Here is a 13628-nt window from a genome sequence, read left to right as displayed (position 1 = left end):
CCTACGGCAGCGCCTCCGGGTGCTGCTCCAGGTAGTCGTCGACCGGGACCGGCCGGCGGGCGGCATAGCCCTCCTCGAGCCACACGCTGCCGCGCTCGGTGAGGTAGTAGACCTGCCAGGCGTGATAGCCGTCGAGTGCGCGCGGCCTCTGCTGCATGACGCGGGCGTGCAGGCTCACGCCCCGGACGTACGCCGCTGAGTTGTTGTAGCGCCGCAGGGCACCCGCCTTGTCACGACCGAAGCCGTTGGCCTGCAGCAGCCGGGCGGCGGCCATGAACGCGTCGCGCGGGTCGTGGATGTCGCCACCCTCGCCGTAGATGTCCCACGTGCTCGGCAGGAACTGCATGGGCCCCTGCGCGCCCGCGACCGAGGTGCCGCGGATCCGGCCGAACGCCGTCTCCACGAAGTTGATCGCGGCGAGGTACTCCCACTCGACGCCGTAGCGCCGCTCGGCGTCGCGGTAGTGGCGCTTCAGCTCCCCCGCCGGAGCCGGTCGCACGATGCGCCAGGCAGGAAGCTCGTCGGCGAGGTCGGCGGCGGTCGTGGGATGCATCGACCTGAAGGCCAGGCGGGCCTCGAGGTTGGTGCGGGTCTGCGCGCGGAACCGGCGGGGGAGGCGCTCGAGCACCCGCTCCGTCCAGCGCGGGTGCGTGCTGACCTCCCGGACCGCCAGCTGCTCGGCGTGCCCGGCGACCTCGACCCGGTCAGGCGTCGCCTCGGGGTCGGTGATCACGTCGAGGGCGGCCGCGAGCAGCCGGGCGGCGTCGGCCGCACCGGTCGGGCGGCGGGGGCCGTCGGCCAGCGGGTCCGTGGTCGGGGTGGCGAGCGGCGTACGCGCTGATGGATCGGCCGGCGACGAAGGGGCACGGTCCTGCGCGCACGCGGGCGCACCGGCCAGCACGAGGAGTACGGCGAGGAGCCCTGCGGCACGGGTCACCCGGCCAGCGTACGGACTGCCTTGCGAACGAGCACGACCCCCGGAGCCGGGCTCCGGGGGTCGGTCGGTGATCAGCTCGTGATCAGTAGACGTAGTACTTCTTGGTGAAACCGAAGTAGTGCGTGTCGCTCGGCACCGTGACGCTGAACTTGAAGCCGCGCTGGTTGGGGGCCTTGAAGCGGAAGGCGCCCTTGTTGTTGGTCTTGATCTTCTTCCAGGCGACGTACTTCTTGCCCTTCTTGCGCTTGATGACGACCTTCTTGTTGGCGAAGTCGGGCTTGATCTTGCCGAGGATGACCAGGCCCTTCGTCTTGAGGGTGTCGGTGCGCTGGACGCCGACGGTCGCCGGAGCCGACTCGCTCGGGGTGTAGACGTCGCCGTTGCTGGCGTTGAAGCCGCTGTAGACGACCTTGTACTGCGCGTTCGACTCGGGCTTCACGTCGAAGAAGAAGAAGCTGCCCGCGGTGTCGTCGGTCTGGATCGTGGTCCACACCGGCGTCTTGGTCGTGTAGACCTGCAGCGACGCGGTGCCGTAGAAGACGCTGCCGCCACTGGTGTCGGTCACGGCGCCGTTGATGGTGATGTCGTCGCCGTACTCGACGCCGGGCGCGCTCGCGGTGATGGTGACCGCAGTGGTGTAGGTCGTGGCCGCACTGGCCGGCGAGCTGATCGCCACCGGCACCAGGCCGACCAGACCGGCCGTGATCGTCCCCGCGATGATTCGTGTGAAGCGCATAGCTCCGAGTCCCCTCTCGATGGGTGCGTGGCACCCGCTGTGTCGTGTCAGGGGCCGGCAGCCGACCCGCTGGCGAGCACGCTACCCAGCCGTCAGGGGGGTCAAACCACAGGTTGTCCGTAGACTTGCCACGACCCCCCATCCGCACCCGGCTGGGGGTCTCTCCGCGTGTGCACGCGGATGTCGATGCTGTGATGGAGGTCGTCGTGCAGGACCACAAGACTCCGCTGACCGCGGTGGCCGATGCCGTGCTCGCGGGCCCGGTGCTCGCCGAGGCGATGGCCGAGGCGAGCCAGGTGCGCGCGCTCGACCTCACCGGTCCGGCGGCCGTCCGGCCACTCGTGGTCAAGGGCCTGGCCGACGCCGGTCGCACGGTGCTCGCGGTCACCGCGACGGCCCGCGAGGCCGAGGACCTGGTCGTTGAGCTGGCCGACCTGCTCGACCCCGCGACCATCGCCTACTACCCGTCCTGGGAGACGCTGCCGCACGAGCGGCTGAGCCCGCGCAGCGACACCGTCGGTCGCCGGCTGGCCGTGCTCCGTCGCCTCAAGCACCCCGGCACCGACGCCAGCAACGGACCGCTGCGCGTCATCGTCGCGCCCGTCCGCTCGATCCTGCAGCCGCAGGTCAAGGGCCTCGCCGACCTCGAGCCGGTCGAGCTCACCAAGGGCTCGACCGCTGCCCTCGACGACGTCGTCCGCGGCCTCGCCGACGCGGCCTACTCCCGGGTCGACATGGTCGAGAAGCGCGGCGAGTTCGCGGTCCGAGGCGGCATCGTCGACGTCTTCCCGCCGACCGAGGAGCACCCGCTGCGCGTGGAGTTCTGGGGCGACGAGGTCGAGGAGATCCGTTCCTTCTCCGTCGCCGACCAGCGCACCGTCGAGACCCTCGACCGGCTCTGGGCGCCGCCGTGCCGCGAGCTGCTGCTGACCGAGGACGTACGCCGCCGCGCGGCCGCCCTCGGACAGGCCCACCCGCAGCTGCTGGAGCTCACGGACAAGATCGCCGCAGGCATCGCGGTCGAGGGCATGGAGTCGCTCGCACCCGTGCTGGTCGACGAGATGGAGCTCCTCGTCGACCTGCTCCCCGACACCACGACCGTGCTGGTGCTGGACCCCGAGCGCGCCCGCACCCGCGCCCACGACCTGGTCGCGACCAGCGAGGAGTTCCTCGGCGCGAGCTGGGCCGCGGCCGCGAGCGGTGGCCAGTCCCCGATCGACCTCGGTGCCGCGTCCTACCGCGAGGTCGCCGACGTGCGCGGCAGCGTCATCGAGCGCAGCCTCGGCTGGTGGACGGTCAGCCCCTTCGGCATCGACTCGCAGGAGCTCGACGTCGAGGTGATCGCCGGCGCCGTACCCTCCCGGGCGCTCTCGGTCCAGGGTGCCGAGGCCTACCGCGGAGACCTCGAGAAGGCGATCGCCGACATCCGCGGCTGGCTCGCGCAGGGCTATCGCGTGACCGTCGTGCACCAGGGCCACGGCCCTGCGGAGCGGATGGTCGAGGTGCTGGGGGAGCACGACGTGCCGGCCGCCCTGATCGACGGGGCCGTGTCGCCCGACGCCAGCGTCGTCACCGTCACCACCGGCTGCCTGGTCAGCGGCTTCATCGACCCCGAGACCAAGGTCGCGGTGCTCACCGGTGAGGACATCTCGGGCCAGAAGGGCTCGACGCGCGACATGCGCAAGATGCCCGCGCGCCGCAAGAAGCAGATCGACCCGCTCGAGCTCAAGGCCGGCGACTACGTCGTGCACGAGCAGCACGGGGTCGGCCGGTTCGTGGCCATGCAGCAGCGCGAGATGCAGGGCGCGACGCGTGAATACCTCGTCCTCGAGTACGGCTCCTCCAAGCGCGGCGCCCCCGCCGACCGGCTGTTCGTGCCGGCCGACACGCTCGACCAGATCACCCGCTACGTCGGCGGCGAGCAGCCCAGCCTCGACCGCCTCGGCGGCGGCGACTGGACCAAGCGCAAGAACCGCGCCCGCAAGGCCGTCCGCGAGATCGCGGCCGAGCTGATCAAGCTGTACGCCGCGCGGCAGGCCACGAAGGGACACGCCTTCGGTCCCGACACCCCGTGGCAGCGCGAGCTCGAGGACGCGTTCCCGTTCCACGAGACCCCCGACCAGCTGACGACCGTCGACGAGGTCAAGGCCGACATGCGCCGGACCGTCCCGATGGACCGGCTCGTGTGCGGCGACGTCGGCTACGGCAAGACGGAGATCGCGGTCCGGGCGGCGTTCAAGGCCGTGCAGGACGGCAAGCAGGTCGCCGTGCTCGTGCCGACGACGCTGCTCGTGACCCAGCACCTCTCGACCTTCACCGAGCGGATGAGCGGCTTCCCGGTCGTGCTCAAGGGGCTCTCGCGCTTCCAGACCGACAAGGAGGCCCGCGAGGTGGTCGCCGGGCTCGAGGACGGCTCGATCGACATCGTCGTCGGCACCCACCGGCTGCTCAGCCCGAACATCAAGATGAAGGACCTCGGGCTGATCATCGTCGACGAGGAGCAGCGCTTCGGCGTCGAGCACAAGGAGCAGATGAAGCGGCTGCGGACCTCGGTCGACGTGCTCTCCATGAGCGCCACGCCGATCCCGCGCACGCTCGAGATGGCCGTCACCGGCATTCGCGAGATGTCCACGATCACCACGCCGCCGGAGGAGCGGCACCCCGTGCTGACCTACGTCGGGGCCTACGAGGACCGCCAGGTCATCGCTGCCGTACGCCGCGAGCTGCTGCGCGAGGGACAGGTCTTCTTCATCCACAACCGGGTCAACTCGATCGAGAAGGCCGCGGCCCACATCCGCGAGCTCGTGCCCGAGGCGCGCGTCGCGACGGCGCACGGGCAGATGGGCGAGCACCAGCTCGAGCAGGTGATGCTCGACTTCTGGGAGAAGCGCTTCGACGTGCTGGTCTGCACGACGATCGTGGAGTCCGGCCTCGACGTCTCCAACGCCAACACCATGATCATCGAGCGCGCCGACACCCTCGGCCTCTCCCAGCTGCACCAGCTGCGCGGTCGCGTCGGCCGCTCGCGCGAGCGCGCCTACGCCTACTTCCTCTACCCGGCCGAGAAGCCGCTCACCGAGACCGCCCACGAGCGCCTGGCGACGCTGGCCCAGCACTCCGACCTCGGCGGCGGGATGGCGATCGCGATGAAGGACCTCGAGATCCGCGGAGCGGGCAACCTGCTCGGCGGCGAGCAGTCCGGCCACATCGCCGACGTCGGCTTCGACCTGTACGTCCGGCTCGTCGGCGAGGCGGTCAACGACTTCAAGGGCGAGGGCGCCGAGGAGCTCGGCGAGGTCCGCATCGAGCTGCCGGTCGATGCCCACCTGCCCCACGACTACATCTCCTCGGAGCGGCTGCGGCTCGAGATGTACAAGCGGCTCGCCGAGGTCCGCGCCGACGAGGACGTCGATCAGCTGCGTGAGGAGATGGTCGACCGCTACGGCCAGCCGCCGATCGAGGTGGAGTCGCTGCTGATCGTCGCCCGCTTCCGCGCTCGCGCCCGTCAGGCCGGGGTCAAGGAGATCACCCTCGCGGGCAAGTTCGTCCGGTTCGCGCCGGTCGACCTACCCGATTCGCGGGTGGTCCGGCTCGGCCGGGTCTACCCCAAGAGCATCGTCAAGGCACCCACGCAGACGATCCTCGTGCCGCGGCCGCAGACCGCAGTGATCGGGGGGAAGCCCATCGATGGGATCGCCCTGCTTGAATGGGCGCGGCATGTGATCGACGACATCATCGATCCGCCGACCACGTCGTGAATCCGTCATGTCTCCTGGAGTGAAATCGTGAGCAACCCCCGTCTGCTGCCTGCCCTCGCCCCGCTTGTCAGTGGAGTCTTGGCCTCCGTCTTGCTCAGCGGCTGTGCCGGCAGCGCCTCGCCCGGAGTCGCGGCCAAGATCGGCGACGAGACGATCAGCGCCTCGCGCGTGGACGAGGCGACCGCCAACATGTGCACGGCCCTGTCGGCTCAGTTCACGAGCTCGGGCACCATCGTGCCGATGGGCGTCATCCGCCAGGGCGTGATCCAGCTCCTCGCGCTCGGATCGCAGGCGGAGCAGATCGCCGAGCAGTACGCCGTCGCCCCGTCGGTCAACTACGAGCGCGACGTCGCCGAGCGCGAGCGCGCGGCCTCCGTCATGCCCGAAGAGGCACGCGCCGACTACATCGAGGTCATGAGCACGCAGGCGCTCGCCAACGACATCCTCGAGCAGGTCGGCAGGGCCGAGCTCGCCGCCGAGGGCTTCACGGAGCCGACCGTCGAGCAGGTCACCCAGGCCGGCGCCGACGTCTTCAAGGTCTGGCCCGACGTCAACGGGATCGAGGTGGACCCGAAGTACGGCGTCGAGCTCACCAACGGCCAGCTCGCTCCGGCCGACACCAACCTCTCCTTCGCGCTCAGCGACGGGTCGCGGGCGGGCATGTCGGCCGAGCCCGACGCCGCCTACGTCAGCTCGCTGCCCAGCAACCAGCGCTGCGGCGGCTGACCCGGTCGTGCCATGACCGAGGGCCAGCACCTCGTCGAGTTCGTCGAGGTCATGGGCAGGCTGCGGGCCGAGTGCCCGTGGAAGGCCGAGCAGACCCACCGCTCCTTGGCGCGCTACATCCTCGAGGAGAGCCACGAGACGCTCGAGGCGATCGACACCGGCGACGCCGACCACCTCCGCGAGGAGCTGGGCGACCTGCTGCTCCAGATCTACTTCCACGCGGCGATCGCCAGCGAGGCGGGCGAGTTCACCATCGACGACGTGGCCGCCGGCCTGACCGAGAAGATGCGGCGTCGCAACCCGCACGTCTTCGAGGACGAGGCGTCCGACCTGACGGCCGAGCAGGTCAACGACCAGTGGCAGCGGGCCAAGGCCGACGAGAAGCAGCGCTCGTCGGTCACCGACGGGCTGCCGCCCGGCTTGCCGGCGTTGTTGTACGCCGACAAGGTCCTCGATCGCCTGTCGCGGCTCGAGCGTCCATTTGCACGCCCGAGCGGCCAGTCCGACGAGCTGGGGGAGCGGCTGCTCGACCTGGTCCGGGAGGCGCGCAGCGAGGGCATCGATCCGGAGCAGGCTCTGCGCGACGCCGTACGGCGAGAGATCGCCGCGGAACAGGACTGAGCCTGTCGCGTCCGTCTGTGCCGATTCTCATGCAGGTCGGGGGCTGACAGTCACCCGGGCGAGCGGGGCTAGGGTGAGCCGACTCGTTCTCGACCTTCAGGAGCACCTCCATGGCATCCATCGCAGCCGTCGGCGCCCGCGAAATCCTCGACTCGCGCGGCAACCCCACCGTCGAGGTCGAGGTCCTGCTCGACGACGGCGCGTTCGGTCGCGCTGCGGTCCCCAGCGGTGCGTCCACCGGTGCCTTCGAGGCCGTGGAGCTCCGTGACGGTGGCAAGCGCTACCTCGGCAAGGGCGTGCAGAAGGCCGTCAAGGCCGTCGCCGAGGACATCTCCGGCGCCATCGTCGGCCTCGAGGCCGACGACCAGCGGCTCGTCGACCAGGTGATGCTCGACCTGGACGGAACCCCTAACAAGGCCAAGCTCGGCGCCAACGCGATCCTCGGCGCCTCGCTCGCGACGGCCCGCGCCGCCGCCGAGTCGGCCGGCCTGCCGCTGTTCCGCTACGTCGGTGGCCCCAACGCCCACCTGCTGCCGGTGCCGATGATGAACATCCTCAACGGCGGCTCGCACGCCGACTCCAACGTCGACGTGCAGGAGTTCATGATCGCGCCGATCGGTGCGCCCACGTTCTCCGAGGCGCTGCGCCAGGGCGCCGAGGTCTACCACGCGCTCAAGTCGGTGCTGAAGAAGAAGGGCCTCTCCACGGGCCTGGGCGACGAGGGCGGCTTCGCGCCCAACCTGGACAGCAACCGGGCCGCGCTCGACCTCATCGCCGAGGCGATCAAGATCGCCGGCTTCAAGCTGGGCAAGGACTTCGCGCTGGCCATGGACGTCGCGGCGAGCGAGTTCCACGACAAGGGCAAGTACACCTTCGAGGGTTCGAAGAAGACGACGGGCCAGCTGATCGACTACTACGCCGAGCTCGTGTCGGCCTACCCGATCGTGTCGATCGAGGACCCGCTGGACGAGGACGACTGGGACGGCTGGAAGGCGATGACCGACCTGCTCGGCGCCAAGACCCAGCTCGTGGGCGACGACCTCTTCGTCACCAACGTCGAGCGCCTCCAGCGCGGCATCGACGGCGGCCAGGGCAACGCGATGCTGGTCAAGGTCAACCAGATCGGCTCGCTCACCGAGACCCTCGACGCGGTCGACCTGGCCCACCGTGCCGGTTTCCGCAACATGATGAGCCACCGCTCCGGCGAGACCGAGGACACCACCATCGCCGACCTCGCCGTCGCGACGAACTGTGGCCAGATCAAGACCGGTGCCCCGGCGCGCTCCGACCGCGTGGCGAAGTACAACCAGCTCCTCCGCATCGAGGACGAGCTGGGTGACGCGGCTCGCTACGCCGGCGTCGGCGCGTTCCCTCGTTTCAAGCGCTGATCGGGGCAGACTGCTTCACATGGCTTCCCCGCCCCCTCCTCGAAACGGCGCTGCCCAGCGTCGCAACCCTCGGGGCGGACCCGGCGGCAGCACGCGGCCGGGCACCCGCACCAGCCGGTCCGAGCGCGGCACTGCGCGCGCTCGGCCGGCGCCGTCGCGACCCAGGGACTCGCGTCTGGGTGACTCCGGCACGATGTCGGCGGTGGGCGCCTCGGCGAAGGCGGCGCCTCGTCGACCCCGGTTCACGGGTCGCGCCGCCGTGCTGGTGCTGGTGCTCGCCGTACTCACCGTGTCCTATGCCTCCTCACTCCGCGCCTACCTCGAGCAGCGTGCCCACATCGGCGACCTCAAGGGCGCCATCGCCGAGCGCGAGGCCAGCATCAACGCCCTCGAGCGGGAGAAGCAGCGGTGGGAGGACCCCGCCTTCGTCAAGGCGCAGGCGCGGGCCCGGTTCGGCTACCTCATGCCGGGCGAGACCGGCTTCCTCGTGCTCGACGAGAACGGCGAGCCCCTGGAGAGCCAGACCGCCCTCAGCGATCCCGACGACGTGATCAAGACCGTCCCCACGGCGTGGTGGTCGGATGCGTGGACCTCGGTCGAGCTGGCCGGCAACCCGCCGGCGCTTGGTGACGGTCCCGCTACGGAGATCGACGGCGTGGCCGGCCGGTGAGCCCCGTGATCGAGCCCGCCGACGAGGCGGCCATCGCCGCCCAGCTCGGCCGCGAACCCCGTGCCATCCACGACATCGGCCACCGCTGCCCCTGCGGCAACCCGGACGTGGTGACGACCGAGCCGCGGCTGCCCAACGGCACGCCGTTCCCGACGACCTTCTACCTCACCTGCCCGCGCGCGGCGTCGCGCATCGGCACCCTCGAGGGGTCGGGGCTGATGAAGGAGATGCAGGACCGGCTCGGCGAGGATCCCGAGCTGGCCTCCGCCTACCGCACCGCCCACGAGGCCTATCTCGCCTTCCGCGGCGACGTGGCGCAGTCGGCCGGGCACGACGTCCCCGAGATCGAGGGCATCTCCGCCGGCGGCATGCCGGACCGGGTCAAGTGCCTGCACGTGCTCGCCGGCCAGTCGCTGGCGATGGGGCGCGGTGTCAACCCGCTCGGCGACGAGGTCCTCGACCTCCTCGGTGACTGGTGGGCATCCGGGCCGTGCGTGGCGCCCGACGACCCGTCTCGACCTGCCCCGGGCTGACGCCGGCAGCTGATCGTGAGCCTCTCCGAAATTCATTTACGTAAATGAACTTTCAGAAGAGGGTCAGATCGCCGTCCGACCGCGGAGAAGCAGTCCGGGGCATCAGCGCGAGGGCGTGGGCGAGGATGGCGTGCGCCCGGGCCAGGGCCATCGGCCGCTCGATCGCGCACACGGCGTGGCGGAGACCCCGAACGACCGCGACCAGCATGTCGACGTTGATGGGATCGAGGGCCAGGTCGAGCTGCTCGGCGTAGTCGGTCACGACCTCGACCTCCCTGGCCTCCCACTCGGCGAGGATCCGTCCGATGGACTCGTCGTCTCGTGCCAGCTGGGTCATGGCAAGCCAGGCACGGGTGGCAGCGATCTCTTCGGCGTCGAACGGCAGCAGATGGTGCGGTCTCCGAGGCCATGGACTCGACCGACCCGGGTCGATGCGGAAGACGTCCGTGAGAGAGACGAACCACCGTTGGCCGAAGCGCATCGCAATCTGCTGCCACATGCCATCCGTGCCGCCGAACCACTGGCGAACAGCTTGGGGTGTGCAGTTGAACTCGTCCGCCAGGCTCCGCAAGGTCACGCCCCCGGTGCCGTTCCTGGCCATCAGCCTGATCGCACCGTCCGTGGCGATGTCCCCGCGGTGCACACTGAGGTGTCGCATGAACGGGCCTGCTCGGGACATCTCGAAGCGCATCGGTCGAGCACATCACGCCGACCACGCAGCGCGCTCGCGTCATCCACAGCCTCGGGACCGGCCACAATGGCGACATGACGCGCGTGGCAGCCATCGACTGCGGCACCAACACCATCAAGCTCCTGATCGGCAGCCACACCGCTGAGGGTCTCGACGTGCGTGTGCGCGAGTCCCGGATGGTCCGCCTCGGGCAGGGCGTCGACGCGACCGGCCGGCTCTCGGAGGAGGCGCTGGTCCGCGCCTTCGCGGCGATCGACGCGTACGCCGAGCTGATCACCGAGGAAGGCGTCGAGCAGATCAGGTTCTGTGCGACCTCCGCGACCCGGGACGCGAGCAACGCCGCCGACTTCCGCGCCGGCGTGCTCGCCCGGCTCGGGGTGGAGCCCGAGGTCCTCTCCGGTGACGAGGAGGCGGCTGTCGCCTTCGCCGGCGCGATGAGCAACGTGGGCGACGAGGTGGCGCGCCCGATCCTCGTCGTCGACATCGGCGGCGGCTCCACCGAGGTGGTGCTCGGTGACGACACCGGCGTGCTGGCCGCGAGGTCGATGGACATCGGCTCGGTGCGGCTGCACGAGCGCCACATCCGCCACGACCCCGCGACCCGCGAGGAGGTCGAGGCCGTCGTCCGCGACATCGACGACCAGCTCGACGCGTGCGGGGTCGACCTCGCGGCGGCTGCGACGGTCGTCGGCATCGCGGGCACCATGACCACGGTCGGCGCCGGGGTGCTCGACCTGGCGGCGTACGACCCCGCAGCGGTCGATCTCTCGGTGCACCCGGTCGACGACGTCCACACCTATGTCGACCGGCTGGTCGCGATGACGGTCTCCGAGCGGCTGGCCCTGGGCTACATGCACCCCGGTCGCGCCGACGTGATCGACGCCGGGGCCCTGATCGCGTCGAGGGTGCTGCGGCGCACGAGCGTGGGCACGATGCTCATCAGCGAGGCGGACATCCTCGAGGGAATCGCCTGGTCGCTGCGGCCATGACCGACCTGCCGCACCCGCTCACCGGCCAGCCGTTCGGATCTCCCGTGCGGCCCGGGACGGGGTGGCCCGAGGACCCCGCAGCCGCGGACACGCCGGTCGCGCGCACGCCTGCAGGTGTACGCCGCCTCGCCGGCGCTGCTCCGCTCGCCGAGCTCGACGCCCGGGTGAGCGTGTGCGCGGCGTGCCCGAGGCTCGTGCGCTGGCGTGAGGACGTCGCCCGCGACAAGCGGGCCTCTTTCGCGGACCAGCCCTACTGGGGCCGACCGATCGCCGGGTGGGGCGACCCGGAGCCGGGGATCCTGATCGTCGGGCTGGCCCCGGCCGCCAACGGCGGCAACCGCACGGGGCGGGTCTTCACGGGCGACTCGAGCGGCGACTGGCTCTTCGCGTCGCTGCACCGCGTCGGGCTCGCGTCGCAGCCGACCAGCGCGCACGCGGGCGACGGGCAGCAGCTCATCGGCGCCCGGATGGTCGCCACGGTCAGGTGCGCACCACCGGCGAACAAGCCGACCACGACCGAGCGCGACACCTGTGCCCCCTGGATCAACGCGGAGGTCCGGCTGCTGCTCCCGCACGTGCGTGCGGTCGTGGCGCTCGGCGCCTACGGCTGGGACGGCGCCCTGCGGGCCCTCGCCGGCGCTGGACTGGAGGTCCCGCGGCCTCGCCCGCGGTTCGGCCACGGCGCCGAGGTGACGATCGGATCCCTGACCCTGCTCGGCTGCTACCACCCGAGCCAGCACAACACCTTCACCGGTCGGCTGACCCCGACGATGCTCGACGAGGTGTTCCTGAGGGCCCGGGAACTGGCCCGAGAACAGGCGCGGTGACTCGTTCCGGGTCGTGCCACGGGTCATACTCCCGGTATGACTGAGGAGATCACCGCACTCCCGGACGACGACTTCCGGCGCGCGTTCATGCGCGACGTGCTGCGTCCCGAGCGGATCGCGGCGAGCGTGGACCGGGTCCTGGGAGAGCGTCTCGAGCTGGGACCGGTGAGCGCGGGAGCGGGGGCACGACGACTGGCCAAGGTGACGGCCGTGGCGACCTATCGCCCCAGTCGCGGCCAGGCACTGGCCGACGACAGCTGCTACCTCGTCGAGGTCCCGGTGCACGTGGCCTTCGACCTCGACCTCGCGGTGGAGACGCTGAGCTTCGAGGCCGAGGTCCTGCTGCCGCTGGACATCAAGGTGCTCATGGAGCCGCCGCTGACGATGGTCTGGGAGATCTCCCCACCCGCCCCCGAGGACGTCACCCTCGAGCTGGTGCCCGGGAACCGCGTCGGGTCGATGGTGCAGAAGGCCGCCGGCCTCGACGACGAGCTGCGCCGGTTCCTGGTGAAGGTGGTCGACGAGGAGCTGGCCAAGCCCCACGTGCAGCGCGCCACCCGGATCAACATCTACGACCTGATCGACTCCGCCTGGCCAGCACTGGCGGACCACTTCCTGCCGCCCGCCGACGCGAGCGCCACGCCGGTCGCCGACGCGGGTGCCTGACACAATGAGCGGCGTGACCCTCCACGCCATCACCGTCCTCGGCCACGACCGTCCCGGGATCATCGCCGAGACCACCGAGCAGCTGGCCGCGCTCGGCCTCAACCTCGAGGACTCCTCGATGACGCTGTTGCGCGGGCACTTCGCGATGACGCTCATCTGCGCCGGCGACACGACCGTGGCCGCGGTCGAGCAGGCGCTCGCCCCGCTCGCTGCCGACGGCACGCTCACCGTGACGGTTCGCGAGGTGCCCGAGGAGCGGCCCGGCCGGCCCGCGGGCTCCGCCTGGGTGCTGACCGTGCACGGCGGCGACCGCGCCGGCATCGTGTCCACCGTCGCCCACGAGATCGCCGCCGTGGGCGGCAACATCACCGACCTCACCACCCGGCTGGCCGGCGACCTCTACCTCCTCATCGCCGAGCTCGACCTGCCCGCCGACACCGACGTGTCCGGGCTCGAGGACGCGCTGCGCGACGCCGCGCAGCGGCTCGGCGTCGGCGTCACGCTGCGTGAGGCCGAGGCCGACGACCTGTGATCAACGAGCAGCTCTCCACGTGGCGCGTGGAGGACCTCGGCGTCGAGGGGCGCGTGCTCGACGTCGTCCGCGCGCCCGCACCGGTCCTGTCGACCGACGGTGGCCGGGTCGATCCGACGACCGCCGAGGTCGTGCAGCTGGCGGCCGACCTCGTCGCCACGATGCGGGTCTCGCCCGGCTGTGTCGGGCTGGCCGCGCCCCAGGTGGGGGAGGGCGTGAAGGTGTTCTGCGTGGACGTCTCCGAGCACCCCAAGACCCGTGACCACCACGGCACGTTCGTGCTCTGCAACGCCGAGGTCGTCGAGTCCTCGCGCAACGAGAAGGCCCGGGAAGGCTGCATGAGCGTCCCCGACCTCACCGGCGACGTGAAGCGGGCGACGCGTGTCGTCGTACGCGGCGAGCTGCCCGGGACCGGCGAGTCGGTCACGGTGGAGGCCACCGCCTTCGAGGCTCGTGCGTTGCAGCACGAGATCGACCACTGCGACGGACTGCTGTTCCTGGACCGCGCGGCCGGTGCCCACGCCATCTACGCTCGCAAGACCTACCTGTAGCCA

Annotated in this window: 14 protein-coding genes; 11 read left to right on the top strand and 3 right to left on the bottom strand. The window is 70.9% G+C overall.

Annotated features, from left to right (window positions below; genetic code table 11):
- Position 1 precedes the first annotated feature (1 nt).
- Together CF8_RS15255 and CF8_RS15250 are read right to left on the bottom strand one after the other, a co-directional pair.
- Positions 2 to 937 carry a lytic transglycosylase domain-containing protein gene (locus CF8_RS15255; protein WP_010834005.1) on the bottom strand — a complete coding sequence of 312 codons (936 nt, stop codon included), beginning with the start codon at positions 935 to 937 and terminating at the stop codon, positions 2 to 4.
- 82 nt (positions 938 to 1019) lie between these two features.
- Positions 1020 to 1673 (bottom strand): hypothetical protein, encoded by a 654-nt coding sequence (locus CF8_RS15250; RefSeq protein ID WP_010834004.1) that lies wholly within the window; start codon positions 1671 to 1673, stop codon positions 1020 to 1022.
- A gap of 278 nt (positions 1674 to 1951) precedes the next feature.
- On the opposite strand from CF8_RS15250, the gene mfd reads away from it, so the two are divergent.
- The 6 genes from mfd to CF8_RS15220 all read left to right on the top strand — a co-directional run bounded on the left by mfd (position 1952) and on the right by CF8_RS15220 (position 9369).
- Positions 1952 to 5431, top strand: a complete 3480-nt coding sequence (mfd, locus tag CF8_RS15245; RefSeq protein ID WP_232211645.1) for a transcription-repair coupling factor — start codon at positions 1952 to 1954, stop codon at positions 5429 to 5431.
- Between the two features lie 27 nt (positions 5432 to 5458).
- Positions 5459 to 6157, top strand: coding sequence for a hypothetical protein (locus tag CF8_RS15240; RefSeq protein WP_156887237.1), 699 nt, complete (start codon positions 5459 to 5461; stop codon positions 6155 to 6157).
- 12 nt (positions 6158 to 6169) lie between these two features.
- Positions 6170 to 6778, top strand: coding sequence for a MazG family protein (locus tag CF8_RS15235; protein ID WP_010834001.1), 609 nt, complete (start codon positions 6170 to 6172; stop codon positions 6776 to 6778).
- Positions 6779 to 6888: 110 nt separating this feature from the next.
- Positions 6889 to 8166 carry a phosphopyruvate hydratase gene (gene eno, locus CF8_RS15230; RefSeq protein WP_010834000.1) on the top strand — a complete coding sequence of 426 codons (1278 nt, stop codon included), beginning with the start codon at positions 6889 to 6891 and terminating at the stop codon, positions 8164 to 8166.
- A 193-nt stretch (positions 8167 to 8359) separates the two neighbouring features.
- Positions 8360 to 8836 (top strand): septum formation initiator family protein, encoded by a 477-nt coding sequence (locus CF8_RS15225; RefSeq protein WP_084622894.1) that lies wholly within the window; start codon positions 8360 to 8362, stop codon positions 8834 to 8836.
- Entirely contained in the window at positions 8833 to 9369 is a 537-nt protein-coding gene (locus CF8_RS15220; RefSeq protein WP_036491172.1) for a DUF501 domain-containing protein, read from the top strand. Before CF8_RS15225 ends, CF8_RS15220 begins: the two co-directional genes overlap by 4 nt.
- Positions 9370 to 9421: 52 nt before the next feature.
- Here the strand turns inward: CF8_RS15220 and CF8_RS22075 are convergent, their stop codons facing one another.
- Positions 9422 to 9706, bottom strand: a complete 285-nt coding sequence (locus tag CF8_RS22075; RefSeq protein WP_156887236.1) for a hypothetical protein — start codon at positions 9704 to 9706, stop codon at positions 9422 to 9424.
- 428 nt (positions 9707 to 10134) lie between these two features.
- On the opposite strand from CF8_RS22075, the gene CF8_RS15210 reads away from it, so the two are divergent.
- Genes CF8_RS15210 through def form a run of 5 tightly spaced genes read left to right on the top strand, consistent with a single transcriptional unit; the run spans position 10135 to position 13625 of the window.
- Entirely contained in the window at positions 10135 to 11049 is a 915-nt protein-coding gene (locus tag CF8_RS15210; RefSeq protein ID WP_036491170.1) for a Ppx/GppA phosphatase family protein, read from the top strand.
- On the top strand, positions 11046 to 11876 hold the full coding sequence (locus tag CF8_RS15205; protein WP_010833994.1) for a uracil-DNA glycosylase: 831 nt from the start codon (positions 11046 to 11048) through the stop codon (positions 11874 to 11876). The genes CF8_RS15210 and CF8_RS15205 overlap by 4 nt, the downstream gene beginning before the upstream one ends.
- A 36-nt stretch (positions 11877 to 11912) precedes the next feature.
- Positions 11913 to 12542: a hypothetical protein gene (locus tag CF8_RS15200; protein WP_010833993.1), complete on the top strand. Its 630-nt coding sequence runs from the start codon at positions 11913 to 11915 to the stop codon at positions 12540 to 12542.
- Between the two features lie 13 nt (positions 12543 to 12555).
- A complete protein-coding gene (locus CF8_RS15195; RefSeq protein WP_156887235.1) occupies positions 12556 to 13074 on the top strand; it encodes a glycine cleavage system protein R in 519 nt (172 codons plus the stop codon).
- The gene (gene def / locus CF8_RS15190) at positions 13071 to 13625 is read left to right on the top strand and encodes a peptide deformylase (protein WP_010833991.1); all 555 of its coding nucleotides are present in this window, start codon (positions 13071 to 13073) and stop codon (positions 13623 to 13625) included. Before CF8_RS15195 ends, def begins: the two co-directional genes overlap by 4 nt.
- Positions 13626 to 13628 lie beyond the last annotated feature (3 nt).

This window comes from Nocardioides sp. CF8 (genome assembly GCF_000389985.1).
Classification (GTDB): domain Bacteria; phylum Actinomycetota; class Actinomycetes; order Propionibacteriales; family Nocardioidaceae; genus Nocardioides; species Nocardioides allogilvus.
The sequence above is the reverse complement of the archived record's forward strand: the minus strand, read 5'-3'. Positions and strand labels throughout refer to the sequence as shown.

Bases quoted from the DNA above. Each gene is read 5' to 3' on its own strand.
- CF8_RS15200 (WP_010833993.1), top strand. From the start codon at position 11,913: ATGACTGAGGAGATCACCGCACTCCCGGACGACGACTTCCGGCGCGCG.
- CF8_RS15225 (WP_084622894.1), top strand. From the start codon at position 8,360: ATGTCGGCGGTGGGCGCCTCGGCGAAGGCGGCGCCTCGTCGACCCCGG.
- CF8_RS22075 (WP_156887236.1), bottom strand. From the start codon at position 9,706: ATGACCCAGCTGGCACGAGACGACGAGTCCATCGGACGGATCCTCGCC.
- eno (WP_010834000.1), top strand. From the start codon at position 6,889: ATGGCATCCATCGCAGCCGTCGGCGCCCGCGAAATCCTCGACTCGCGC.
- CF8_RS15210 (WP_036491170.1), top strand. From the start codon at position 10,135: ATGACGCGCGTGGCAGCCATCGACTGCGGCACCAACACCATCAAGCTC.
- CF8_RS15205 (WP_010833994.1), top strand. From the start codon at position 11,046: ATGACCGACCTGCCGCACCCGCTCACCGGCCAGCCGTTCGGATCTCCC.
- CF8_RS15250 (WP_010834004.1), bottom strand. From the start codon at position 1,673: ATGCGCTTCACACGAATCATCGCGGGGACGATCACGGCCGGTCTGGTC.
- mfd (WP_232211645.1), top strand. From the start codon at position 1,952: ATGGCCGAGGCGAGCCAGGTGCGCGCGCTCGACCTCACCGGTCCGGCG.
- CF8_RS15235 (WP_010834001.1), top strand. From the start codon at position 6,170: ATGACCGAGGGCCAGCACCTCGTCGAGTTCGTCGAGGTCATGGGCAGG.